The sequence below is a fragment of the Demequina sp. NBRC 110056 genome, from assembly GCF_002090155.1.
In the GTDB taxonomy this organism is placed as follows: Bacteria; Actinomycetota; Actinomycetes; order Actinomycetales; family Demequinaceae; genus Demequina.
This window is the reverse complement of record NZ_BBRM01000002.1, coordinates 634,702-659,198: the sequence shown is the minus strand read 5'-3', so window position 1 is coordinate 659,198 and position 24,497 is coordinate 634,702. Positions and strand designations below refer to the sequence as shown.

Annotated in this window: 18 protein-coding genes and 3 rRNA genes; 20 read left to right on the top strand and 1 reads right to left on the bottom strand. The window is 68.1% G+C overall.

The window, feature by feature from the left end; all coding sequences use genetic code 11:
- Nucleotide 1 precedes the first annotated feature (1 nt).
- The 9 genes from B7K25_RS03070 (at nucleotide 2) to menC (ending at nucleotide 9,367) form a co-directional block, all read left to right on the top strand.
- Nucleotides 2-1,255: an acetylornithine transaminase gene (locus B7K25_RS03070; RefSeq protein WP_084104083.1), complete on the top strand. Its 1,254-nt coding sequence runs from the start codon at nucleotides 2-4 to the stop codon at nucleotides 1,253-1,255.
- The gene (gene argF / locus B7K25_RS03065; RefSeq protein ID WP_084104081.1) at nucleotides 1,252-2,181 is read left to right on the top strand and encodes an ornithine carbamoyltransferase; all 930 of its coding nucleotides are present in this window, start codon (nucleotides 1,252-1,254) and stop codon (nucleotides 2,179-2,181) included. The genes B7K25_RS03070 and argF overlap by 4 nt, the downstream gene beginning before the upstream one ends.
- Nucleotides 2,178-2,672 (top strand): arginine repressor, encoded by a 495-nt coding sequence (gene argR, locus B7K25_RS03060; RefSeq protein WP_084104079.1) that lies wholly within the window; start codon nucleotides 2,178-2,180, stop codon nucleotides 2,670-2,672. The genes argF and argR overlap by 4 nt, the downstream gene beginning before the upstream one ends.
- Before the next feature lie 58 nt (nucleotides 2,673-2,730).
- On the top strand, nucleotides 2,731-3,933 hold the full coding sequence (locus B7K25_RS03055) for an argininosuccinate synthase (protein WP_084104077.1): 1,203 nt from the start codon (nucleotides 2,731-2,733) through the stop codon (nucleotides 3,931-3,933).
- A 2-nt stretch (nucleotides 3,934-3,935) separates the two neighbouring features.
- On the top strand, nucleotides 3,936-5,426 hold the full coding sequence (gene argH / locus B7K25_RS03050) for an argininosuccinate lyase (RefSeq protein ID WP_084104075.1): 1,491 nt from the start codon (nucleotides 3,936-3,938) through the stop codon (nucleotides 5,424-5,426).
- Between the two features lie 306 nt (nucleotides 5,427-5,732).
- Nucleotides 5,733-6,008, top strand: coding sequence for a putative quinol monooxygenase (locus B7K25_RS03045; protein ID WP_084104073.1), 276 nt, complete (start codon nucleotides 5,733-5,735; stop codon nucleotides 6,006-6,008).
- Between the two features lie 49 nt (nucleotides 6,009-6,057).
- Nucleotides 6,058-7,281, top strand: coding sequence for a M20/M25/M40 family metallo-hydrolase (locus B7K25_RS03040; protein WP_234988053.1), 1,224 nt, complete (start codon nucleotides 6,058-6,060; stop codon nucleotides 7,279-7,281).
- Nucleotides 7,278-8,240 carry a hypothetical protein gene (locus tag B7K25_RS03035; protein ID WP_084104071.1) on the top strand — a complete coding sequence of 321 codons (963 nt, stop codon included), beginning with the start codon at nucleotides 7,278-7,280 and terminating at the stop codon, nucleotides 8,238-8,240. The genes B7K25_RS03040 and B7K25_RS03035 overlap by 4 nt, the downstream gene beginning before the upstream one ends.
- A complete protein-coding gene (gene menC, locus B7K25_RS03030) occupies nucleotides 8,240-9,367 on the top strand; it encodes an o-succinylbenzoate synthase (RefSeq protein ID WP_084104517.1) in 1,128 nt (375 codons plus the stop codon). The genes B7K25_RS03035 and menC overlap by 1 nt, the downstream gene beginning before the upstream one ends.
- A gap of 7 nt (nucleotides 9,368-9,374) precedes the next feature.
- On the opposite strand, the gene B7K25_RS03025 is transcribed toward menC, so the two are convergent.
- Nucleotides 9,375-9,839, bottom strand: a complete 465-nt coding sequence (locus tag B7K25_RS03025; RefSeq protein WP_084104069.1) for a YbaK/EbsC family protein — start codon at nucleotides 9,837-9,839, stop codon at nucleotides 9,375-9,377.
- A 22-nt stretch (nucleotides 9,840-9,861) separates the two neighbouring features.
- Here B7K25_RS03025 and B7K25_RS03020 point away from each other — a divergent pair, with 22 nt between their 5' ends.
- The 11 genes from B7K25_RS03020 (at nucleotide 9,862) to recN (ending at nucleotide 24,493) form a co-directional block, all read left to right on the top strand.
- The gene (locus B7K25_RS03020) at nucleotides 9,862-10,515 is read left to right on the top strand and encodes a uridine kinase (protein ID WP_084104067.1); all 654 of its coding nucleotides are present in this window, start codon (nucleotides 9,862-9,864) and stop codon (nucleotides 10,513-10,515) included.
- Nucleotides 10,516-10,767: 252 nt separating this feature from the next.
- Nucleotides 10,768-12,033: a tyrosine--tRNA ligase gene (gene tyrS / locus B7K25_RS03015; RefSeq protein ID WP_084104065.1), complete on the top strand. Its 1,266-nt coding sequence runs from the start codon at nucleotides 10,768-10,770 to the stop codon at nucleotides 12,031-12,033.
- Between the two features lie 901 nt (nucleotides 12,034-12,934).
- Nucleotides 12,935-14,456, top strand: a 16S ribosomal RNA gene (locus B7K25_RS03010).
- Nucleotides 14,457-14,800: 344 nt separating this feature from the next.
- Nucleotides 14,801-17,898: ribosomal RNA gene (locus tag B7K25_RS03005) — 23S ribosomal RNA — on the top strand.
- Nucleotides 17,899-17,967: 69 nt separating this feature from the next.
- Nucleotides 17,968-18,084, top strand: a 5S ribosomal RNA gene (rrf, locus tag B7K25_RS03000).
- The 16S, 23S and 5S rRNA genes sit together here, the layout of an rRNA operon.
- 896 nt (nucleotides 18,085-18,980) lie before the next feature.
- Complete coding sequence (locus B7K25_RS13655; protein WP_084104061.1) at nucleotides 18,981-19,850, top strand: hypothetical protein; 870 nt, start codon at nucleotides 18,981-18,983, stop codon at nucleotides 19,848-19,850.
- Nucleotides 19,847-20,881, top strand: coding sequence for an HAD-IIA family hydrolase (locus B7K25_RS02985; RefSeq protein ID WP_084104059.1), 1,035 nt, complete (start codon nucleotides 19,847-19,849; stop codon nucleotides 20,879-20,881). Before B7K25_RS13655 ends, B7K25_RS02985 begins: the two co-directional genes overlap by 4 nt.
- Entirely contained in the window at nucleotides 20,878-21,048 is a 171-nt protein-coding gene (locus B7K25_RS13650; RefSeq protein ID WP_159450092.1) for a hypothetical protein, read from the top strand. Before B7K25_RS02985 ends, B7K25_RS13650 begins: the two co-directional genes overlap by 4 nt.
- A gap of 6 nt (nucleotides 21,049-21,054) precedes the next feature.
- Nucleotides 21,055-21,876, top strand: a complete 822-nt coding sequence (locus B7K25_RS02980) for a TlyA family RNA methyltransferase (RefSeq protein ID WP_084104057.1) — start codon at nucleotides 21,055-21,057, stop codon at nucleotides 21,874-21,876.
- On the top strand, nucleotides 21,873-22,799 hold the full coding sequence (locus B7K25_RS02975; RefSeq protein ID WP_084104055.1) for an NAD kinase: 927 nt from the start codon (nucleotides 21,873-21,875) through the stop codon (nucleotides 22,797-22,799). The genes B7K25_RS02980 and B7K25_RS02975 overlap by 4 nt, the downstream gene beginning before the upstream one ends.
- Nucleotides 22,796-24,493, top strand: coding sequence for a DNA repair protein RecN (gene recN / locus B7K25_RS02970; RefSeq protein ID WP_371328273.1), 1,698 nt, complete (start codon nucleotides 22,796-22,798; stop codon nucleotides 24,491-24,493). The genes B7K25_RS02975 and recN overlap by 4 nt, the downstream gene beginning before the upstream one ends.
- The last annotated feature ends 4 nt before the right edge of the window (nucleotides 24,494-24,497 follow it).

Here is a 24,497-nt window from a genome sequence, read left to right as displayed (position 1 = left end):
CATGAGCGACCTGTTCAGCCACGGCGAGGCCGGCCTCGAGAAGGGCGCCGTCGCGCTCCAGCGCTACGGCCACTCGCTCATGGGCACGTTCGGCGTGCCGATGCGCATGCTGACCCGGGGAGAGGGCTCGTACGTCTGGGACGCGGACGGCAACCGCTACCTCGACCTCCTGGGCGGCATCGCCGTCAACGCGCTCGGCCATGGCCACCCCGCCTGGGTCGAGGCGATCGCGCACCAGGCCGCGACGCTGTCGCACACCTCCAACTTCTTCGCGACCGAGCCGCAGATCGCCCTCGCCGAGCGGCTGCTCGACCTCGCCCACGCGCCGTCGGGCTCGCGGGTGTTCTTCGCGAACTCGGGCACCGAGGCCAACGAGGCCGCGATCAAGATGGCCCGCAAGACGGGCAAGGGCACCATCATCGCGCTCGAGGGCGGCTTCCACGGCCGCTCCACGGGTGCGCTCGCGCTCACCCACAAGGAGGCGTACCGCGCCCCCTTCGCGCCGCTCATCGGCGATGTGGTGTTCGTCCCGCCGAACGACGAGCAGGCGCTCGCCGAGGCCGTCTCCGCGGCCGCGGGCGACCTCTCCGCGATCGTGCTCGAGCCGATCCAGGGCGAGGCCGGCGTCATCCCGCTCTCGCACGCCTACCTCGCGCTCGCCCGCGCGCTCACCCGCCGGCACGAGGCTCTGCTGATCCTCGACGAGGTCCAGACGGGCGTCGCGCGCACCGGTGCCTGGTTCGCGCACCAGCTCCACGGCATCCAGCCCGACGTCATGACCCTCGCGAAGGGACTCGGCGGCGGCTTCCCCGTGGGCGCGGTCATCGCGTTCGGCGAGGGGCCGGGCTCGATGCTCGGCAAGGGCGAGCACGGCACCACCTTCGGCGGCAACCCGCTCGCCGCCGCCGCGGCCCTTGCGACCTTGCGCGTCATCGAGGACGAGGACCTCATCGCCAACGTCAAGACCGTCGGAGCCCACCTGCGTGAGCGGCTCGAGGCGATGGACGGCGTGGTCGAGGTGCGTGGCGAGGGGCTGCTGCTCGGCATCGGCCTCGCGGCGCCGCAGTCGGCAGAGATCGCCCAGGCCGCCGTGGCCTCGGGCTTCATCGTCAACCCGCCGTCGCTCGACACGCTCCGTCTCGTGCCCGCACTCACCCTCACCAAGGCGGAGGCGGACACCTTCCTGACGTGGCTCGAGGGCTACCTCGCGGCCCACCCTCTGACCCCGGACCTCGAGAAGGGCGGCGAGTCATGACGCGTCACTTCCTGCGCGACGACGACGTCACGCCAGCGGAGCAGCGCGAGATCCTCGAGCTCGCGCTCGAGCTGCGCAAGGATCGCTACAAGGTTCAGCCGTTCGTCGGCCCCAAGGCCGTCGCGATCATCTTCGACAAGCACTCCACCCGCACGCGGGTGTCGTTCTCCGCGGGCGTCGCCGAGCTGGGCGGCTACCCGCTCGTCATCGACGCCTCCACCTCGCAGATGGGCCGTGGGGAGTCCGTGGCGGACACCGCCCGCGTCCTCGAGCGTCAGGTCAGCGCCATCGTGTGGCGCACCTATGGCCAGGACCGCATCGAGGAGATGGCCGCGCACTCGTCGGTGCCGGTCGTCAACGCCCTCACGGACGAGTTCCACCCGTGCCAGATCCTTGCCGACCTCGCCGCCGTGGCCGATGCGCGCGGTGGGGTGAGCTCCCTCGCCGGGCTGGACCTGGCGTACGTGGGTGACGGCGCCAACAACATGGCCCACTCCTACCTCGTGGGCGGCGCGACCGCCGGGCTGCACGTGCGCATCGGCACCCCGGAGGGCTACCTGCCCGACGCGGACATCGTCGCCCGCGCGGAGGCGATCGCGGAGTCCACCGGCGGATCCGTGACCGTCACCCACAGCCACGACGAGGCCGTGCGTGGCGCGGACATCATCGCGACGGATACCTGGGTGTCGATGGGTGACGAGGCCCAGAAGGCCGAGCGCGAGGCCGTGTTCGCGCCGTACCAGGTCAACGCCAGCTCGCTCGAGCTGGCCGCTCCCGGTGCCCACGTCCTCCACTGCCTGCCCGCGTACCGCGGGAAGGAGATCACCGCATCGGCCCTCGACGGCGAGCAGTCGCTCGTGTGGCTCGAGGCCGAGTACCGCCTGCACGCCCAGAAGGCGGTGCTGAGCTGGTTGGCGGAGCGATGATGCCGCAGACCATCCCCGCGACCAAGGCCGCGCGCCAGGCGCTCATCCGCCGCCTCATCGAGGCTGAGCCCGTGCACTCGCAGGGCGAGCTCGCGGTGCGGCTCGAGGCGCAGGGGATCACCGTGACGCAGGCGACGCTGTCGCGCGACCTCGTCGACATCGGCGCGGTCAAGGTCCGCGGCGCCCACGGTGGCCACGTCTACGCGACCAGCGAGTCGATGTCCGCCGGCGAGGACACGGAGCAGCGCCTCACCCGACTGTGCGGTGAGCTCCTGTTCAGCGCGGACGGCTCCGCGAACCTGACCGTGATCCGCACGCCGTCGGGCGCGGCCCAGTACCTCGCGAGCGCGATCGACAGCCACGACGACGCGGACATCGTCGGCACCGTCGCGGGCGACGACACGCTCATGATCATCACCCGCGACCCCGACGGCGGGATGCGGCTGGCGCAGAAGTTCCTCGACCGGGCGGCCGGCGGGGCCCACCACTGACAGTTCCATCACTGAGTTCTCACACAGCAGCATCGAGAAAGACAAGGAAGCAACACACATGACAGACAGGGTTGTGCTCGCGTATTCGGGCGGGCTGGACACGTCCGTGGCCATCGGCTGGATCGCCGATGCGACGGGAGCCGAGGTCATCGCCGTGGCGGTGGACGTCGGCCAGGGCGGCGAGGACCTCGAGGTCATCCGTCAGCGAGCGCTCGACTGCGGCGCGGTGGAGGCCTACGTGGCCGACGCCCGCGACGAGTTCGCGGAGGAGTACTGCATGCCCGCGCTGCAGGCCAACGGCTTGTACCAGGACAAGTACCCGCTGGTGTCGAGCCTGTCGCGCCCCGTCATCGTGAAGCACCTCGTCGCCGCCGCGCACGAGTTCGGCGCCTCGACCGTCGCGCACGGCTGCACCGGCAAGGGCAACGACCAGGTCCGCTTCGAGGTGGGCATCACCTCGATCGCGCCCGAGCTCAAGTGCATCGCGCCCGTGCGCGACCTCGCGCTCACGCGCGACAAGGCCATCGAGTACGCGGGCCGTCACCAGCTGCCCATCGAGACCACCAAGTCCAACCCGTTCTCGATCGACCAGAACGTGTGGGGTCGCGCCATCGAGACCGGCTTCCTCGAGGACATCTGGAACGCGCCCACCAAGGACGTCTACAACTACACGGACGACCCGGCCTTCCCGCCGGTGCCGGACGAGGTCGTCATCACGTTCGAGCGCGGCATCCCCGTCGCGATCGACGGCGCGAAGGTGACCCCGCTGCAGGCGATCGAGCAGCTGAACAAGCGGGCCGGCGCTCACGGCATCGGCCGCATCGACATCGTCGAGGACCGCCTCGTGGGCATCAAGTCGCGCGAGGTGTACGAGGCGCCCGGCGCCGTCGCCCTCATCGAGGCGCACCGCGAGCTCGAGAACGTCACCCTCGAGCGCGAGCAGGCGCGCTTCAAGCGCTCGATCGAGCAGAAGTGGGGCGAGCTCGTCTACGACGGCATGTGGTCCTCGCCGCTCAAGAAGTCGCTCGACACGTTCATCGTCGACACCCAGGAGTACGTGTCGGGCGACATCCGCATGGTGCTCCACGGCGGCCGCGCCACCGTGACCGGGCGCCGCAGCGACACTGGCCTCTACGACTTCAACCTCGCGACCTACGATGAGGGTGACGCGTTCGACCAGTCGGCCGCCCGCGGCTTCATCGAGATCTACGGCCTCGCCGCGAAGCAGGCCGCCGCGCGCGAGGCGCGCCTGAAGGGATAGGGATGTCCGAGCAGTCCGGCACGGGTCAGTCGGGAGCGGCCACGCCCGCCACGAGCGAGAGCGCGACGGTCGAGGGCGCCACGGTTGCAGGGGCTCTGTGGGGAGGCCGGTTCGCCGGCGGCCCCGCGGACGCGCTCGCCGCGCTGTCCAAGTCGACGCAGTTCGACTGGCGCTACGCCGACGACGACCTGCGCGGCTCGATCGCGCACGCGCACGCCCTGCAGCGTGCCGGGCTGCTGACGGACGAGGAGGCCTCCACCATGGTGGGCGGTCTCGAGCGGATGCGAGAGGACAACGCTGCCGGCCGGCTCGGCCCGGCCGCGTCCGACGAGGACGTCCACGGCGCCCTCGAGCGCATTCTCATCGAGCGCATCGGCGCTGAGGTGGGCGGCAAGCTGCGTGCCGGTCGCTCACGCAACGACCAGATCGCGACCCTGTCCCGCATGTACCTGCGCCGTCACGCCCGGCTCATCGCGTCGCAGCTGCTCGACGTGGTCGACGCGCTGCTGTCGCAGGCCGACCGCCACCTCGACGACCCGATGCCGGGGCGCACCCACTTCCAGCACGCGCAGCCGGTGACCATCGGCCACCACCTGCTCGCGCACGCGTGGCCGCTGCTGCGCGACGTCGAGCGCCTCACCGACTGGGACGCCCGTGCGGCGTTCTCGCCGTACGGGGCCGGGGCGCTGGCAGGCTCGACGCTCGGCCTCGACCCCCAGGGCGTCGCCGACGAGCTGGGCTTCGCCGGCCCCATGGAGAACTCGATCGACGCCACCGCCTCGCGCGATGTCGTCGCCGAGTTCCTGTGGGTGAGCGCGATGATCGGCGTCGACCTGTCGCGCATCTCCGAGGAGGTCATCGCGTGGGCGACCGTCGAGTTCGGCTTCGCGGGGCTCGACGACGCCTACTCGACCGGGTCGAGCATCATGCCTCAGAAGAAGAACCCGGACATCGCGGAGCTCGCACGCGGCAAGGCGGGGCGCCTCATCGGCGACCTCACCGGCCTGCTCGCGACGCTCAAGGGCCTGCCGCTCGCGTACAACCGCGACATCCAGGAGGTCCACGAGCCCGGCTTCGACGCCGTCGAGACGCTCGAGGTGCTGCTGCCCGCGTTCGCCGGCATGGTGCGCACGCTCGTGATCAAGGCGGACCGCATGGCCGAGCTCGCCCCGGCGGGCTTCTCGCTCGCGACCGACATCGCGGAGTGGATGGTCAAGAAGGGCGTGCCGTTCCGCGAGGCGCACGAGGTCGCCGGCGCATGCGTGCGTCTGTGCGAGAAGCGCGGCAAGGAGCTCCACGAGCTCACGCCGGACGAGCTGGGGGAGATCCACCCGCAGCTCGACGAGGGCGTGCTCGAGGTGCTGACCGTGGAGGGTTCGCTCGCGGCGCGTGACGGGTACGGCGGCACCGCTCCGGCCCGCGTGGTCGAGCAGGGCAAGGCCGCACGGGCGCGGGTGAAGCACTTCCGCCCCTGGGCCCTCGCCGCGTCCTAGGCGCAGGACAGCCTCGCGGCGGCGCAAGCCGTGCGCGGTGCTAGCCGGGCGCCGGGCTCCCAACCCCGCGCGGTCGGGACCCCAGGTCCTCGCGCACCCCGGGCTCCCGCCCCGCGCCGTCGGGATCCCGGGTCCTCGCGCGATCCTGGTCCCACCCCGCGCGGTCGGGACCCTGCCTCGTCCGTCGCCTTCCCTGCCTGAGCGTCCAGATGGTGCCTCGCTGTCGCTTCTGCGCGGCCGGCGATCCCAGGTGGTTGCTCGTTGTCACCGCTACGGTTGAAGAGGAAGCCGACCCGGAGGAATGCCATGTACGGACTCATCGGAGCGATGCGGGCGGTGTCCGGCCACCGCGAAGAGCTGATCGAGGCGCTGACAGCAGGGAGCGAGGGCCTGCCGGGCAACGTGCTCTACGCGATCGCCGCGGACGCCCAGGACCCTGACGTGGTCTGGGTCGTCGAGCACTGGCGCTCCCGGGAAGATCACCAGGCATCGCTCGCACTTCCACAGGTGCAGGAGGCGATCGCGCGTGGCAGGCCCCACATCGCGGGGTTCGAGTCCAGAGTCGAGACCGAGCCGCGCTAGCCGGGAGCGCGAAACACCCGCGTCACGCGCCATCTGACACGATGGCACGGTGACCCTGCTCGACGACTGCCAGGCCCGACTGCCCGCGATGCTCGAGGACGTGCGCCGCATCATCGAGTGCGAGTCTCCGTCCGAGGACGCAGCCGCGAACGCCCGCAGCGCCGACGTCGTCGCCGAGGTGCTCGGCGCGCGGCTCGCCGAGGTGGGCCTGCCGTCCGAGCCGCAGCGCATCGAGGTCGACGGAGGCATCACCCTGCGGTGGCGCACGGGAGGACCGTCGCGGGTGCTGCTGCTCGGCCACCACGACACGGTCTGGCCGCTGGGCACCCTCGCGCGCCTGCCCTTCTCGACTGACGGCGGCCTCCTGCGGGGGCCCGGCTGCTTCGACATGGCGATCGGCCTCGTGCAGGCCACTCACGCCGTCGCGGCCCTCGCCGCACTGCGGGGGGCCGATGCGGTGGCGGACGTGACGATCCTCGTCACAGGGGATGAGGAGACCGGGTCGACCCGGTCGCGTCACCTGCTCGAGGAGGAGGCCCGGGAGGCGGATGCCGTGCTGGTGCTCGAGGCCTCGGGCCCCGGCGGCGCGCTCAAGACCGAGCGCAAGGGCACCTCGATGTACACGGTCGCCGTGACCGGCCGTGCCGCCCATGCCGGGCTCGAGCCCGAGCGAGGCGTCAACGCCGGCATCGAGCTCGCCCACCAGATCCACGCGATCGCAGCGCTCGCCGACCCGGACGCGGGCACCACAGTGACTCCGACCTCCGGGCGCATCGGCACGACGCTCAACACCGTCCCTGCCGCAGCGTCCGTCGACGTCGACGTGCGCGCCCGCACCGCGGCCGAGCTCGAGCGCGTCGATGCCGCGATCCGGCAGCTCGAGCCCGTGCTCGACGACGCGCGGCTCGAGGTGTCTGGCGGGATCAACCGACCGCCGCTCGAGCGCGCGATGGCTGCGGACCTCTTCGGCCGTGCGCAGCGCGCCGCGCCGGCCGCCGGGGTCCACGACCTCGCGGACTGCTCCGTCGGCGGGGCCTCGGACGGCAACTTCACGGCCGGGATCGGCGTGCCGACGCTCGACGGGCTCGGCGGCGTGGGCGGGGGAGCGCACGCCGAGGACGAGCACGTCCTCATCGAGCACGTGGCTCACCGCACGGCGCTGCTCGCGCTCGTGATCGAGGACCTGCTGGGCGCATCGGCACCCGACCCGTCACCGTCGGAGAGTCACGGCACAGGCTCTGCCAGTGCCTCGACGGCGGGCACCGCCCCGTGACCGCGCACGAGGAAGCGGAGGCGGCCGCGGCCCGCGCCGGCGTCGAGATCCGCCTGCTCGAGCCGGCCGAGGTCGCCGCTGCCGCAGACCTGCTGGCCTCGATCTGGGGCACCGCGACGGTCGAGCCGCCGCTGATGATCGCGCTGCGCCACAGCGGTGCCTACGTCGCCGGCGCCTTCGACTCACGTCAAGCGCCGAGCGGACAGTCGGGGCGCATGCTCGGCGCGTGCATCGGCTACTTCGCGCAGCCGCTGGGGCAGACCCTCCACTCGCACGTCGCGGGCGTCGCGCCCGGGACCGAGAGGCGCGGCATCGGCATGGCGATGAAGCTTCACCAGCGCGCCTGGGCGCACGACCTCGGACTGAGCGCCATCACCTGGACCTTCGACCCGCTCGTGTCGCGCAACGCCGCCTTCAACCTCTCCCGGCTCGGCGTCGACGTGGCCGAGTACCTCGTCGACTTCTACGGCGACATGAGCGACGGCGTGAACGCCGGCCAGGGCAGCGACCGCCTGCTCGTGCGCTGGGCCGTCGACAGCGATTCGGGCGGTCCTCGTCCCGACGCGGGCACCAGAGTCGCCACGGGAGGCGCGACGCACGGTGACCCGATGCGGGAGCTCGCCGAGGCCGACCCAGACCTGACGGGCACGACTCTGTCGAACCCGACGACCGCATCGGCCGCCACGACCGCACAGTCTGCCACGACCGCACCGGCGCCCACCAGCGCATCGGCGCTGCGAGCGGACGGCGACGGCGAGCCGCGACCCGTCGTGCCCGACCCCACCGCAGACGTGCTGACGATCGCCGTTCCGCCGGACATCGAAGCCCTGCGCGCGACGAACGCGCCGCAGGCGGCGCGGTGGCGCGGCGCCGTACGCGGCGCGATGGTGCCGCTGCTCGACCGCGGCTGGCGCGTGACCGGCTTCCACGACCACCACTACCTGCTGGGGAGACCATGATCCAGATCGACACCGTCACGCTGCGAGAGCTGCGCATCCCGCTCGTCGCGCCCTTCACCACGTCCTTCTCGACGCAGACGGCACGCACGCTGGTCGCGGTCGAGGTCGCGGCGCGGGTCGACGGCGCCGAGGTGATCGGCTGGGGCGAGTGTGGCGCCCTCGCCGAGCCCGTCTACTCCGAGGAGTACGCGGCGGGCGCGATGGACGTGACGGAGCGCTTCCTCCTGCCGCGCCTCGCCCTCGCGCAGCGTGATGGCGCCCTGACGGCCGAGACCGCGGCCGCGCACCTCGAGCCGATCGTAGGCCACCGCATGGCCAAGGCGGCGCTCGAGGCCGCGCTCCTCGATGCCCAGCTCAAGGCCTCGGGCACGAGCTTCGGCACGTACCTCGGCGTGACGCGCGACCGCGTGCCGTCAGGCGTCTCCGTCGGGATCCAGGACTCGATCCCGGCGCTGCTCGATGTGGTCGGGCGCTACCTGGACGAGGGATACCAGCGCATCAAGCTCAAGATCCAGCCCGGCTGGGACGTCGAACCGGTGCGTGCCGTGCGCGAGGCGCACCCCGAGATCGGCCTGCAGGTCGACGCCAACGCCGCCTACACGCTGGTCGACGCCGCGCACCTGCGCCGGCTCGACGCGTTCGACCTGCTCCTCATCGAGCAGCCCCTGGCGGAGGACGACCTGCGTCAGCACGCCGAGCTCGCGCGCGCGATGTCGACGCCCATGTGTCTCGACGAGTCGGTCGTGTCGGCCGCGTCCGCCGCCGACGCGATCGCGATGGGTGCGGCGGCCGTCATCAACATCAAGCCCTCCCGCGTGGGCGGGTACCTCGAGTCGCGCCGCATCCACGACCTGGCGCGCGCCGCGGGCATCGCCGTGTGGTGTGGCGGGATGCTCGAGACCGGACTCGCGAGGGGCGCGAACGCGGCCCTCGCGGCACTGCCGGGCTTCACGCTCCCCGGCGACATCTCCGCGTCGTCGCGGTTCTACGAGCGGGACCTGACGACGCCGTTCGTCATCGAGGACGGCCACATCGCCGTGCCCACCTTCCCGGGGCTGTGCGAGCAGCCCAGCGCCGATGCGCTCGCCGGGTTCGAGGCGACGTCCCGCTCGATCCCGGTCACCTAGACACGCGTCAGGCGACCCGCACCTCGGTCGCGCCCGTCACGTCGCGGAGATCCTCGTACGAGATCTCGAAGACCGAGGCGGGGATGCCGGCGGCGGCCCACAGCTCGCCGTGCTCGGCGAGCTCGACGTCGAGGTACGTGGGCAGCGGCGCCGGGTGGCCGACCGGTGCGACGCCACCGATGGGCTGGCCCGTCGCCGCCCGTACCTCGTCCGGAGTCGCACGGGCCACGGCCTCGACGCCGATCGCTGCTGCGAGGAGCGCCGTGTCGACCCGATGCGCGCCCGACGCGAGCACGAGGATGGGCCCCTTCTCCGTCATGAAGATGAGCGAGTTGGCGATCGCGCCGATCTCGCATCCAAGGAACGCCGCCGCCTCCGCGGCGGTGTGGGTGCCCTGGGAGAGCTCGCGCACGCGACCGTGCAGGCCCGCCTCGTCGAGGACTGCGGTGACCTTCTGAACGTTGGCGTGCATGCGGCTACCGTAGCCTGGCCCGGTGTCGAACGTCACTGGTCCCGGCGTGCCTGGGGCCCAGCCCACGGTGAGCGAGATCGTGGCCCGTGCGCGCGCAACGGCGCCACGCCTCGGAGCCACCCGCCTGATCCTGGTGGACGGGCCCGCTGGTTCGGGCAAGACGACGCTCGCCGGCCGCATCACGGTCGCGCTGGGCGGAGAGCCGAGCGCCGGCGCGGGGACGTACGACCCGTCTCGCGCCCCCGCGCCCGATGCGCCGGCGCAGCTGCTCCACGCGGACGACATGTACGAAGGGTGGGACGGGCTCGAGCAGCTGGACGAGGTGCTCGTGACCCAGGTCCTCGAACCGCTTGCCGCTGGGCAGGAGGCGGGCTTCGCGATGTGGGACTGGCAGCGAGGGGAGCGCACCGATCGCATCGCGGTGCCAGTCCGCCCGTTCCTCGTCATCGAGGGCGTGGGTGTGGCGCGGCGCGAGGCTCGTGCGTTCAGCGTGTGCACCGTGTGGGTCGAGGCGCCCGAGGAGGTTCGTCTGGCGCGGGGGATCGCCCGCGACGGGGAGGGGATGCGTGCCGAGTGGCTTCGCTGGCAGCCACGTGAGATGACGCACTTCACTCTGGATGGCACGCGGGAGGCCGCGGACATGATCGTCGACGGCACGTCTCCCATCCGCGACTGATCCGTTGTGAGACGTCTGAGAAGCCTCTCAGGAAGCGACGCCTAGCGTCGTAAGTGTCGCTGGGCATGCGACACCGCGAGTCGGTTGGACCCCTCGATTGACGTCCACCCCTCAGCGCCGATTCGTGATTCCGCTCCGCGTGCCCAGCGACTCTCTCTTTCGCCTGAGGGCGAGGAACCGTGTCCCGGAGCAATGGCGCTGCGGGACCGCTCGTGAGCGGCGGCTCTGCGGCCTGGCACAATGACAGGCATCATGACTGAGCACATCCTCGACGAGCTCGCCTGGCGCGGCCTCATCTCTCAGACCACCGGCGACGACGAGCTCCGCGCTCACCTCGACGAGGGCCCGGTCACCCTGTATTGCGGCTTCGACCCGACCGCGCCGAGCCTGCACATCGGCAACCTCGTGCAGATCCTCACCGTGAAGAGGCTGCAGCAGGCGGGCCACCTACCGCTCGCGCTCGTGGGAGGCGCGACCGGACTCATCGGAGACCCGAAGATGTCGGGCGAGCGCACCCTCAACTCCGTCGAGGTCGTGCACGAGTGGGTGGAGCGCATCCGGGGCCAGATCGAGCCGTTCCTGGACTTCGAAGGTCCCGCGGCGGCGCGGATGGTGAACAACTACGAGTGGACCAAGGACATGTCCGCGATCGAGCTGCTGCGCGACGTTGGCAAGTACTTCCGCCTCGGCACCATGATCGCCAAGGACACGGTGGCGCGCCGCCTGTCCTCCGACGAGGGCATCAGCTACACGGAGTTCTCCTACCAAGTGCTGCAGGGCATGGACTTCCTGGAGCTCCACCGTCGTTACGGCTGCACCATGCAGACCGGTGGCTCAGACCAGTGGGGCAACCTCACCGCCGGCACAGAGCTGATCCGCAAGGCAGAGGGCACATCGGTGCATGCCCTCTCGACGCCGCTCATCACCAAGGCTGACGGGACCAAGTTCGGCAAGACTGAGTCGGGAACCGTCTGGCTGGACCCGGCGATGACGAGTCCCTACGCCTTCTACCAGTTCTGGCTCAATCAGGCCGACGCCGACGTGATCGGCTACATCAAGGTGTTCACCTTCCTGAAGCGGGAGGAGATCGACGCGCTCGAGAAGGCTGTGGCGGACGAGCCGTTCAAGCGGGAGGCGCAGCGCACGCTCGCGTGGGAGGTCACCGCGCTCGTGCACGGAGCGGCGGCGGCCGATGCGGTTGTCGCCGCCTCGCAATCACTGTTCGGCAGGGGAGACCTGGCGACGTTGGACGAGGCGACGCTCGCCGGATGCGCGGATGAGCTCGGCGGTGCCACCGTGGCACGAGGCGCCTCGGTGGTCGACGCTCTCGTCGACGCGGGGATCGTGGGGTCGAAGTCCGATGCCCGGCGCGCGGTGCAGGACGGTGGCGCGTACGTGAACAACGTCAAGGTGGAGTCGATCGACGCGCTCATCGACGCTGGCCCGGCCCTTGCAGGCGGGTGGTACGTGCTCCGGCGAGGCAAGAAATCTGTCGGACTTGTGCGGACGCAAGCCTGACGGAAGCGCCCCTGGAGATCGCGAACTGCGCGGTTACCAGGGGCTTTCGTCGTTCTAGTGCGTGCGACACGCCCGGTGCGCGCCGATTTGACTTGGGGTTCACCGAGCCGTAATGTCTTCCTCGCTGCCAACGACGGAAGCGCTTCGCGGAGGACTGGAGAAGGCCACGCGAAGCCCCACTGGACAGCTCCCCAACGAACATCGAACTCGGGTCGCAAGCGCGCCCTGACTGATGTACGATGGAGAGCCCCCCGCGGGAGCAGGACCACACAACACGCCGGCAAGGCAAGTTGACAGGTACTGAAGAAGCGGGTAAGTTGGTGGAGTTGCCCGGAAGGGTTCGGCCAGAAGCTCAGATCGCAAACAATGCGATTTGACAGGCCGAAAACAACCGAGTAACTTCAACGAGTTGCCAGATCGGTTCTGACAAAAACAAATCGCAAACAAAGCGATTTGACAGGTCGGAAACGAGAAAGTAACTTAGTCGGGTTGCCACACGGGAACAGCGAAACAAATCAGCCACTAGCGCGATTTGACAAGCTGCAAACGAGTGAGTAACTTAGACGAGTTGCCCAAATGGGGCCGACACGGATCGCCGACACGGCGATTTGACAAGTCGGAAACATGCGAGTAACTTAGAAGGGTTGCCCCGAATCCCAACTCAAACGAGTTGAGAGCGGTGCGCGTCCGAACCTTGAGAACTCAACAGTGTGCCACATAGTCGATGCCAAAACCTCCGGCATCACGGTGAGCGAGCTTCGGCTCGAGCAGCGGGATGCAGGATTCCTTTGGTAGACAACGAAATGTCAGTGACATTTTGTTCGAAGCTAGAGATTAAACGATTCTTCGGAATCACTTCGTATTGTATGTGAACCGACTTCGGTCGGATTGCTATCAAACATTCACGGAGAGTTTGATCCTGGCTCAGGACGAACGCTGGCGGCGTGCTTAACACATGCAAGTCGAACGGTGAAGCGAGAGCTTGCTCTTGTGGATCAGTGGCGAACGGGTGAGTAACACGTGAGTAACCTGCCCCAGACTCTGGGATAAGCCTTGGAAACGAGGTCTAATACCGGATATGAGACGAGACCGCATGGTCATCGTCTGGAAAGAATTTCGGTCTGGGATGGACTCGCGGCCTATCAGCTTGTTGGTGAGGTAACGGCTCACCAAGGCGACGACGGGTAGCCGGCCTGAGAGGGCGACCGGCCACACTGGAACTGAGACACGGTCCAGACTCCTACGGGAGGCAGCAGTGGGGAATATTGCACAATGGGCGCAAGCCTGATGCAGCGACGCCGCGTGGGGGATGAAGGCCTTCGGGTTGTAAACCCCTTTCAGCAGGGAAGAAGCGAAAGTGACGGTACCTGCAGAAGAAGCGCCGGCTAACTACGTGCCAGCAGCCGCGGTAATACGTAGGGCGCAAGCGTTGTCCGGAATTATTGGGCGTAAAGAGCTCGTAGGCGGTCTGTCGCGTCTGCTGTGAAAACCCGAGGCTCAACCTCGGGCCTGCAGTGGGTACGGGCAGACTAGAGTGTGGTAGGGGAGACTGGAATTCCTGGTGTAGCGGTGGAATGCGCAGATATCAGGAGGAACACCAATGGCGAAGGCAGGTCTCTGGGCCACTACTGACGCTGAGGAGCGAAAGCGTGGGGAGCGAACAGGATTAGATACCCTGGTAGTCCACGCCGTAAACGGTGGGCACTAGATGTGGGGCTCTTTCCATGAGTTCCGCGTCGCAGCTAACGCATTAAGTGCCCCGCCTGGGGAGTACGGCCGCAAGGCTAAAACTCAAAGGAATTGACGGGGGCCCGCACAAGCGGCGGAGCATGCGGATTAATTCGATGCAACGCGAAGAACCTTACCAAGGCTTGACATATACCCTTTATCCCTAGAGATAGGGAGTCCTTCGGGGGGGTATACAGGTGGTGCATGGTTGTCGTCAGCTCGTGTCGTGAGATGTTGGGTTAAGTCCCGCAACGAGCGCAACCCTCGTCCTATGTTGCCAGCACGTAATGGTGGGGACTCATAGGAGACTGCCGGGGTCAACTCGGAGGAAGGTGGGGATGACGTCAAATCATCATGCCCCTTATGTCTTGGGCTTCACGCATGCTACAATGGCCGGTACAAAGGGCTGCAATACCGTAAGGTGGAGCGAATCCCAAAAAGCCGGTCTCAGTTCGGATTGAGGTCTGCAACTCGACCTCATGAAGTTGGAGTCGCTAGTAATCGCAGATCAGCAACGCTGCGGTGAATACGTTCCCGGGCCTTGTACACACCGCCCGTCAAGTCACGAAAGTCGGTAACACCCGAAGCCGTCGGCCCAACCCTTTGGGAGGGAGACGTCTAAGGTGGGATTGGCGATTGGGACTAAGTCGTAACAAGGTAGCCGTACCGGAAGGTGCGGCTGGATCACCTCCTTTCTAAGGAGCACTTGGCAGCTCTCGAGCTGTCCAGGACTCGCTTCGGCCTCAAACGCAGGCCGGCGAGAGCTCATGGATGGAACATCGACATGGCTCGACTCGTGTGAGTCTCATCAGTACGCCTCCGGGCTGGAACCATGAACAAGCACGTATCGAGCAAGGCACACTGTTGGGTCCTGAGGGATCGGGCGTCAAGCTCAACCTCAGGTCAGTCGATATGACTGACTGGACGGATCACTGGACCTGGATGAACCACCTTGCGATGCAAGGCAGGCGCCAGACGAAGGTGAACCCGCCCGTACCTTGAGAACTGCATAGTGGACGCGAGCATCTTTGATATCTGTGGTCAAGTTTTTAAGAGCACATGGTGGATGCCTTGGCAGTAGGAGCCGATGAAGGACGTTGTAGCCTGCGATAAGCCTCGGGGAGCTGGCAAACAAGCTTAGATCCGAGGATGTCCGAATGGGGAAACCCCGCTGGAGTCATGTCCAGTGACCCTCGCCTGAACACATAGGGCGAGCGGAGGGAACGTCGGGAAGTGAAACATCTCAGTACCGACAGGAAGAGATATTCCGTGAGTAGTGGCGAGCGAAAGCGGATCAGGCCAAACCGTTAGCGTGTGATAGCCGGCAGGCGTTGCGTTAGCGGGGTTGTGGGACCTTTTGGGAAGAGCTGCCGCTCTTCCAAGGAGTCAGAAATCCGCGTGATAGTCGAAGGGCATTGAAAGGCCCGGCATAGAGGGTGCAACCCCCGTAGACGAAATCTCGTGGACTCCTAAGAGTCATCCCAAGTAGCACGGGGCCCGAGAAATCCCGTGTGAATCAGCAGAGACCACTCTGTAAGCCTAAATACTACCTACTGACCGATAGCGGAACAGTACCGTGAGGGAAAGGTGAAAAGTACCCCGAGAGGGGAGTGAAATAGTACCTGAAACCGTGTGCTTACAATCCGTCGGAGCCTCCCTAGCAGGGGTGACGGCGTGCCTTTTGAAGAATGAGCCTGCGAGTTAGTGCTCAGTGGCAAGGTTAACCCGTGAGGGGCAGCCGTAGCGAAAGCGAGTCCGAATAGGGCGATTCAGTCGCTGGGTCTAGACCCGAAGCGAAGTGATCTATCCATGGCCAGGCTGAAGCGCGGGTAAGACCGCGTGGAGGGCCGAACCCACTTGGGTTGAAAACCGAGGGGATGAGCTGTGGATAGGGGTGAAAGGCCAATCAAACTTCGTGATAGCTGGTTCTCCCCGAAATGCATTTAGGTGCAGCGTTGCGTGTTTCTTGCCGGAGGTAGAGCTACTGGATGGCCGATGGGCCCCACCAGGTTACTGACGTCAGCCAAACTCCGAATGCCGGTAAGTGAGAGCGCAGCAGTGAGACTGCGGGGGATAAGCTTCGTAGTCGAGAGGGAAACAGCCCAGAACACCAACTAAGGCCCCTAAGCGTGTGCTAAGTGGGAAAGGATGTGGAGTTGCATAGACAACCAGGAGGTTGGCTTAGAAGCAGCCACCCTTGAAAGAGTGCGTAATAGCTCACTGGTCAAGTGATTCCGCGCCGACAATGTAGCGGGGCTCAAGTACACCGCCGAAGTTGTGTCATTCACACACTGCCTGGTCTTCGGATCCAAGCGTGTGGATGGGTAGGGGAGCGTCGTGTGGCGAGTGAAGTCGCGGGGTAACCCAGCGGTGGACGCCACACGAGTGAGAATGCAGGCATGAGTAGCGAAAGACGGGTGAGAAACCCGTCCGCCGAATGACCAAGGGTTCCAGGGCCAGGTTAATCCGCCCTGGGTAAGTCGGGACCTAAGGCGAGGCCGACAGGCGTAGTCGATGGACAACGGGTTGATATTCCCGTACCGGCGAAGAACCGCCCATGCTGAACGGATAATGCTAAGCGCCCGATGCCACTCAACCCTTCGGGGAGCGGTGGAGTAGCGCGCGACCCAAGTCCTTAGTAGGCAAGCGTATTAACAGGGGTGACGCAGGAAGGTAGCCAGGCGTGGCGATGGTAGTCCACGTCCAAGGCCGTAGGGCGAGCTGTAGGCAAATCCGCAGCTCATAAGCCTGAGAACTGATGGTGACCACTCAAGTGGGAAACTGGTGATCCTATGCTGCCAAGAAAAACCTCGGCGCGAGGTTCTAGCCGCCCGTACCCCAAACCGACTCAGGTGGTCAGGTAGAGAATACTAAGGCGATCGAGTGAATCGTGGTTAAGGAACTCGGCAAAATGCCCCCGTAACTTCGGGAGAAGGGGGGCCTGAGGCGTGATCAGCACTAGCGGCTGTGAGCGTTTGAGGGCCGCAGAGACCAGGGAGAAGCGACTGTTTACTAAAAACACAGGTCCGTGCGAAGTCGCAAGACGATGTATACGGACTGACGCCTGCCCGGTGCTGGAAGGTTAAGAGGAAGGGTTAGTCGAAAGGCGAAGCTCTGAATTTAAGCCCCAGTAAACGGCGGTGGTAACTATAACCATCCTAAGGTAGCGAAATTCCTTGTCGGGTAAGTTCCGACCTGCACGAATGGCGTAACGACTTCTCCGCTGTCTCAACCGCGAACTCGGCGAAATTGCACTACGAGTAAAGATGCTCGTTACGCGCAGCAGGACGGAAAGACCCCGGGACCTTTACTATAGCTTGGTATTGGTATTCGGTGTGGTTTGTGTAGGATAGGTGGGAGACTTTGAAGCCGATACGCCAGTATTGGTGGAGTCATTGTTGAAATACCACTCTGATCACTCTGGATATCTAACCTCGGTCCGTAATCCGGATCAGGGACAGTGCCTGGTGGGTAGTTTAACTGGGGCGGTTGCCTCCCAAAGAGTAACGGAGGCGCCCAAAGGTTCCCTCAGCCTGGTTGGCAATCAGGTGGCGAGTGCAAGTGTACAAGGGAGCTTGACTGTGAGACTGACAGGTCGAGCAGGGACGAAAGTCGGGACTAGTGACCCGCTGGTGGCATGTGGAAGCGCCAGCGCTCAACGGATAAAAGGTACCCCGGGGATAACAGGCTGATCCTGCCCAAGAGTCCATATCGACGGCATGGTTTGGCACCTCGATGTCGGCTCGTCGCATCCTGGGGCTGGAGTTGGTCCCAAGGGTTGGGCTGTTCGCCCATTAAAGCGGTACGCGAGCTGGGTTTAGAACGTCGTGAGACAGTTCGGTCCCTATCCGCTGCGCGCGCAGGAAATTTGAGAGAATCTGTCCCTAGTACGAGAGGACCGGGATGGACGAACCTCTGGTGTGCCAGTTGTTCCGCCAGGAGCACGGCTGGTTGGCTACGTTCGGAACGGATAACCGCTGAAAGCATCTAAGCGGGAAGCCGGTCTCAAGATGAGATTTCCATGGGATTCGTCCCGAGAGGCCCCCTATAGACCATGGGGTTGATAGGCCGGATGTGGAAGAGAGGACTAACGACTCTTGAAGCTGACCGGTACTAATAGGCCGATAACTTGACTTTTATCAATAATGCTACGCGTCCACTGTGCGGTTCCCGAGATACGGTCGGGTACTGATATCTCCATAGAGTTTCCGCTGCCATAGCGAGAGGGAAACGCCCGGCTCCATTCCGAACCCGGAAGCTAAGCCTCTCAGCGCCGATGGTACTGCACTCGCCAGGGTGTGGGAGAGTAGGTCGCAGCGGGACATTCTTTCAACGAAGGGCCGCCCAATGCTGGGCGGCCCTTCGTCATTTCCGCAAGAATCGTCCCAAGACGCGCGCACGAGCGCGCATCCGAACGGAGCATCATGGCTGGCACAGACGACCGCGACAGCGGCGACGAGCGCGCATCTCGCTCGAGCGACGGACGATCGTCCGGCGGAGACTCGCGAGATGCACGTCGCTCCGACGGCCCGCGTCGCGACTCGGCGTCATCGGGACGCGGCAGCGGCGATCGTGCCGGCAAGTCGTACGGGGACAAGCGCTCCGGAGCTCCTCGACGATCCGGCTCTAGTTCCAGTGACGATCGTCGTGGTGGCTACCAGGGGCAACGCCGTTCTGACGGCCCGTCGCAGAACCGATCCTCGAGCGGCGAGCGATCGTACGGCTCGCGTCCGCAGGGTGACCGTGGTGGCTACCGGGGCAACCGTGATGGTGACTCTCGTGGTGGTTACGGCGGGAGCCGAGACGGCGGTGATCGTGGTGGCTACCGCGGCAACCGTGAAGGTGACTCTCGTGGTGGATACCGGGGCAACCGTGATGGTGACTCTCGTGGTGGATACCGGGGCAACCGTGATGGTGACTCTCGTGGTGGATACCGGGGCAACCGCGATGGTGACTCTCGTGGCGGCTACCGCGGCGACCGTGACGGCGGCGGTGGGCCTCGCCGGGATGGCGACAGCAGGGGCGGCTACGGCGCCTCGCGGGGCGCCGGGAACGACAGGCGCTCTGGCTCCTCCGGCGGCTACGGCCGGCCTCGGCGAGACGACGACCGCCAGGATGGAGTCCGCAGCGACCGTCCCCAGGACCGCGTGCGGCGTGATGACCGCCGGACCACGCGTGACGATGGCTCCCGCCGCGGAGATCGCGCTGCCGTGCGCCCGATGGTGGACGCGCCCGAGATCCCCGAGGAGGTGCAGTACGGACAGCTTGACCGCACGGTCCGCGCACGCCTGCGCACGCTGAGCAAGGACAACGCCGAGGACGTCGGCCGCCACCTCATCATGGTCGGGTCGTTCCTCGACCTCGATCCCGAGCTCGCCTACCGTCACGCGCAGGTTGCCGTTGCTCGCGGCGGGCGCGTCGACGTGGTGCGCGAGGCCAACGCGCTCGCCGCCTACGCGACGGGTCGCTACGCGGAGGCATTGCGTGAGTTCCGTACCGTGCGCCGCCTCAACGGCTCGCACGAGCACCTCCCGCTGATGGCCGACTGCGAGCGTGGTCTGGGCCGGCCCGAGAGGGCGATCGACCTCGCGCGTTCCGAGGAGGCGAAGTCGCTTCCCGCACATGCTCGAGCCGAGCTCGACATCGTGCTGGCCGGCGCGCGCCTCGACATGGGCGACGCGGGCGCTGCGCTCGTGCTGTTGCGCCAGCTCAAGGCGACGGACGAGGACCAGCGCGTGCGCATCGGCGAGGCCACGGTCCCGGTGCTGCGCGCGATGGGCAAGGACGACGAGGCGGAGGCCCTCGAGGCGACCCTGCCGAGCGGCGAGGCGGAGCCCGATCTCGACTTCGACATCACGGTGTACGACGTAGCCGAGCTGGACGCTCCCGTCGAGGACGTCGAGGACGTCGAGGACGTCGATGACGTCGACGGAGACGCCGGCTCCGAGCCCACCGATGCAGTCGATGGAGAACCGGCCGTCGACTCGGCCGCAGGCGACGCTGAGCACGGCCCGGCCTCCGACACGGCTGAAGCCGACACGGAAGAAGCCGAACCCGCGGACACTGGCGCCGAGGAGGACCGCCAGTGACCGCATCGTCCCTTCTCGGAACGGACCTCCCGCTCCAGGTGGCGTTCGACGCTGCGCTGGTCGACCTCGACGGCGTGGCGTACCGCGGCCCGCACGCGATCCCCTCGGCGCCGCCGGCCCTCGCGGCCGCACGCGCGGCCGGGATGCGCGTCGTCTTCGTGACGAACAACGCGTCCCGCGAGCCCGGCACTGTCGCCGATCACCTGAGCGAGCTGGGCATGCCGACCGACACCGACGAGGTCATGACGGCCGCGCAGGCCGCGGCCGCCCTGATGCTCGAGACGCTCGCGCCCGGGTCGACGGTGTACGTGGTTGGCGGCGCCGGCCTGCGCACCGCGGTGACCGAGGCCGGGTACGTCATCGTCGACTCTGCCGAGGCGAAGCCCGACGCCGTCGTCCAGGGCTTCTCGCCGGACGTGTCGTGGAAGGAGCTCGCCGAGGCGTCGTACGCGATCAACGCTGGGGCTCGCTTCTTCGCGTCGAACAAGGACCTCACGATCCCCAACGACCGCGGCACGGCCCCGGGCAACGGATCCCTCGTGAACGTCGTCGTCGCGGCGACCGGGGTGAACCCTCCCGGCGCAGGCAAGCCCGAGCCCGCGATGTTCCGGCTCGCGGCGGCGAAGGCCGACGCTGAACGCCCGCTCGTCGTGGGGGACCGGCTCGACACCGACCTCAAGGGCGCGCGTGCCGCGGGATACCCCGGCCTTCAGGTGCTCACCGGCGTCGACGGCGTGCGCGACGCGATCCTCGCGCCGCCGGAGCACCGCCCGTCCTTCTTAGGCCTCGACCTCAGCGCTCTCGCGTTTTCCCATCCTGCTCCGACACGCCACGGCGACCGGTGGACGGTGGGCTCGGCGACGTCGTGGGTCGCGGGCGGCCGCCTGCACCTCGAGGTCGACGGCACGGGCACGGCGGACGGCCTGGACCCGGCGCGCGCCGCGTGCGCCGCCGCGTGGGCCACCGCCGACTACGGCCGCGAGGTGGATGTTGAGACCCTGCCGGACCTGGCGGTACCCTCGGACTCATGAGTGAGATCAAGGAGCAGCGCGAGCCGCTGGGCGAGGTGCAGTACCCCGCCGAGGTCCGCGAGGCGCTCAACGCGGTCACCGAGCTTCCGGACGACCTGGACAAGCAGGCCGAGTTCTTCGACAAGATCCAGGACTCCCTCTCGTCCCGCATGCGCGACGAGCAGTAGCTCGCCGTGCGCCTGGACCGCGCGCTCCATGCGCGCGGGCTCGCACGGTCGCGCTCGCACGCCCAGGAGCTGATCTCCGCAGGTGTCGTCACCGTCGACGGCGCCGTGGTCCAGCGTGCCTCTGCGCAGGTCGCTGATGACGCGACGCTCTCCGTCGCCGCCGGCGCGCACTACGTGTCGCGCGCCGCACACAAGCTGATCGGCGCGCTGGACGCGTGCGCGCCGCTCGGCCTCTCGGTCACGGGCGCTCACGCCCTCGACGCGGGCGCCTCCACAGGTGGCTTCACCCAGGTCCTGCTCGAGAGAGGCGTGGCGCGCGTCGACGCGGTCGACGTCGGCCACGACCAGCTCGCGTCCACCCTGCGCGACGACGCACGGGTCACCGCCACCGAGGGACTCAACGTCCGCGATCTCGCCCCCGGCGGCCCAGGCTCGGGCGCTTCCCTCGTCGTCGCCGACCTGTCGTTCATCTCCTTGCGCCTGGTGATCCCCGCGCTCGTCAGCACGGCCGATGCGCTCGCTGACTTCGTGCTCATGGTGAAGCCTCAGTTCGAGGTGGGCAGGGGTGCGCTGAGCGCCCGTGGGGTCGTCACCGACGACCGCGCGCGGGCGCGCGCGGTCGCGGACGTCGCCGCCGCGATGCAGGACGCCGGCCTCACCATCCATCACGTCGCGCGCAGCGCGCTGCCCGGTCCACAAGGCAACGTCGAGTTCTTCGTCTGGGCCTCCGGCTCATGGCAGGCTAGTGGCGAGCGCGCCGGAAGCCCGGTGCTGGGCGGCGACGCGCTCACGAACGCCATCGACAGGGAGGTGAAGGGATCGCCATGACGCGCAGGATCCTCATCGTCGCGAACCCGCACCGCCCCGGCACGCTCGAGGCGGGTGCGGAGGCCGCACGCGTGCTGGGCGCCGCTGGCATCGAGACGTGCACCTCGTTCACGTCTGGCGTCTCGGAGCCCATCGAGGCTGCGATCGTCCTGGGCGGCGACGGCACGATGCTGCACGCTGCCCAGCTGACCCACGGGACGGGCATCCCGCTGCTGGGCGTCAACCTCGGGCGCGTGGGGTTCCTCGCGGAGCTCGAGCGCGAGGATGTGGCCTCCGCCGCGCAGCGCCTCGCGGCCGGCGACTACACCGTCGAGGAGCGCGGCACGCTCCAGGTCCGCGTCACGCGCGAGGACGGGTCGACGGAGGTCGGGTGGGCGCTCAACGAGTCCACCGTCGAGCGCGCGAACCGGCTGCGCACCCTCGAGGTGACCTTGGCGGTCGACGGCCTGCCGTTGTCGAGCTTCGGCTGCGACGGACTCGTCGTCGCGACGGCCACCGGGTCGACGGCGCATGCCTTCTCCGCCGGGGGACCCGTGATGTGGCCGAACGTGGACGCGCTGCTGTGCGTCCCCCTCGCCGCGCATGCGCTGTTCGCCCGACCGCTGGTGGTCGGGCCGGACTCCTCGTTCCAGATCGAGGTCGTGCGCGGCTCCGAGTCGCAGGCGCAGATCGTGCTGGACGGCGCCCGCGCGATCGATGGCGGCCGCGGCTGCCTGGTCGAGGTGAGCCGCGGCGAGCACGGCGTGCGCCTCGCGCGCATGTCCGACGCGCCGTTCACCGAGCGACTCGTGAAGAAGTTCTCGCTGCCCACCGACGGCTGGCGCGGAGAGCGCGCCCGCGACACCCCCATCGGCCGAGAGATCCACGCCGTGACCCCGGGGACGCCCGCCGCTCCGGCGGCCGCTCCCGACGAGGACGGGTGAGCGTGCTCCACGAGCTGTCCATCACCGACCTCGGCGTCATCGAGTCGGCCCGCATCGAGCTCGGCCGCGGCCTCACGTGCGTCACGGGAGAGACCGGCGCCGGCAAGACCATGGTGCTGACCGGCCTCGGCCTCATCCTCGGCGGCAAGGCCGTGCCCGCGACGGTGCGGGCCGGGGCCGAGGCCGCCTTGGCGGAGGCGGTGCTCGACGCCCCGCGCGAGGGAGACATCGCCGCACGGCTGGCCGATGCGGGTGTCGACCTCGACGACGACGGCACCGTCATCGTGTCCCGCACCGTGGGAGCGAGCAAGCGCTCGCGCACCGTGATCGGCGGCCGCACGGTGCCGCAGAGCCTGCTCGCCGACCTCGCCTCCGAGCTGGTCACCGTGCATGGTCAGCACGACCAGGCGCGGCTGCGCACGCCGGCCCGACAGCGCGAGACGCTCGACGCCTACGCCGGCGCCGGGCACGCCGCCGTGCTGGACGCCTATCGCGAGGCCTGGAGCGCGTGGACCGACGCGGTCGCGGCGCTGCAGAGCATGGAGGAGGGCGCGGGGGCTGCCCGCGCCGAGGTGGCGCGCCTGCGCGACGACCTGGCAGCGATCGACGAGGTCGCGCCCCAGGAGGGTGAGGACACCGACCTCGCCGCCCAGGCCCGCGTGCTCGAGAACGCCGAGGACGTGCGGCTCGGGGCGGCCGCCGCGCACGCCGCGCTCGGGGGAGACGACGACCTCACGGCCGTCTCCGCGATCGAGAGCGCCCGGCGCGGGCTCGCCGACGCCAGCCGCCACGACCCGGCGCTCGCCGATCTCGAGGAGCGTCTGGCCGGGCTGAGCTACACGGCGTCGGACCTCGTCACCGAGCTCGCGAGCTACCTCGACGGACTCGATGCCGACCCCGCGCGTCTCGACGAGATCCACGAACGGCGCAGCGACCTGTCGACCCTCGCGAGGCGCATCGGCGTCCCGGACGTCGCCGGGATCCTCGAGTACGCGGACCGTGCACGGCCGCGAGTCGAGGAGGACGACGCGTGGGACGAGACGCTTGACGCGAGGCGACGCGAGGTGGACGCGACGCGTGACGCGCTGACGCGGGCCGCGCAAGAGCTTCGTGCCGGACGCCAGAAGGCCGCGGACCGCCTCGCGAGCGCGGTGCGCGGCGAGCTCGTCCTGCTGGCGATGCCCGATGCGGACTTCGCGGTGGCCGTGACGGAGTCCGAGCCGGCCGCCCACGGCGCCGACGCGATCGAGATGACGCTCGCGTCCCACCCGGGCGCGCCACACCGACCCATCGCCGAGGCGGCGAGCGGGGGAGAGCTGTCGCGCATCATGCTCGCGCTCGAGGTGGCGCTCGCCGAGAGCGCCCACGAGGGGCCGCGCACCTTCGTCTTCGACGAGGTCGACGCCGGCGTGGGCGGCCGAGCCGCGGTCGCCGTGGGCGAGCGCCTCGCGCAGCTCGCACGCACCCACCAGGTGATCGTGGTGACCCACCTCGCGCAGGTCGCGGCCTTCGCGGATGCCCACGTGGTGGTCGCGAAGGCGACCGACGGCGCCGTGACCCGCGCCCAGGTGGTCGAGGTCGCCGCCGAGCGGCGCATCGAGGAGATCGCGCGCCTGCTGTCGGGCCAGGAGGACTCGCAGACCGCACGCGCCCACGCGCTTGAGCTGCTGGAGGCCTCCGGCGTGCGACCATGACCGC

Bases quoted from the DNA above. Each gene is read 5' to 3' on its own strand.
- B7K25_RS03070 (WP_084104083.1), top strand. From the start codon at position 2: ATGAGCGACCTGTTCAGCCACGGCGAGGCCGGCCTCGAGAAGGGCGCC.
- argF (WP_084104081.1), top strand. From the start codon at position 1,252: ATGACGCGTCACTTCCTGCGCGACGACGACGTCACGCCAGCGGAGCAG.
- argR (WP_084104079.1), top strand. From the start codon at position 2,178: ATGATGCCGCAGACCATCCCCGCGACCAAGGCCGCGCGCCAGGCGCTC.
- B7K25_RS03055 (WP_084104077.1), top strand. From the start codon at position 2,731: ATGACAGACAGGGTTGTGCTCGCGTATTCGGGCGGGCTGGACACGTCC.
- argH (WP_084104075.1), top strand. From the start codon at position 3,936: ATGTCCGAGCAGTCCGGCACGGGTCAGTCGGGAGCGGCCACGCCCGCC.
- B7K25_RS03045 (WP_084104073.1), top strand. From the start codon at position 5,733: ATGTACGGACTCATCGGAGCGATGCGGGCGGTGTCCGGCCACCGCGAA.
- B7K25_RS03025 (WP_084104069.1), bottom strand. From the start codon at position 9,839: ATGCACGCCAACGTTCAGAAGGTCACCGCAGTCCTCGACGAGGCGGGC.
- tyrS (WP_084104065.1), top strand. From the start codon at position 10,768: ATGACTGAGCACATCCTCGACGAGCTCGCCTGGCGCGGCCTCATCTCT.
- B7K25_RS13655 (WP_084104061.1), top strand. From the start codon at position 18,981: ATGGTGGACGCGCCCGAGATCCCCGAGGAGGTGCAGTACGGACAGCTT.
- B7K25_RS13650 (WP_159450092.1), top strand. From the start codon at position 20,878: ATGAGTGAGATCAAGGAGCAGCGCGAGCCGCTGGGCGAGGTGCAGTAC.
- B7K25_RS02975 (WP_084104055.1), top strand. From the start codon at position 21,873: ATGACGCGCAGGATCCTCATCGTCGCGAACCCGCACCGCCCCGGCACG.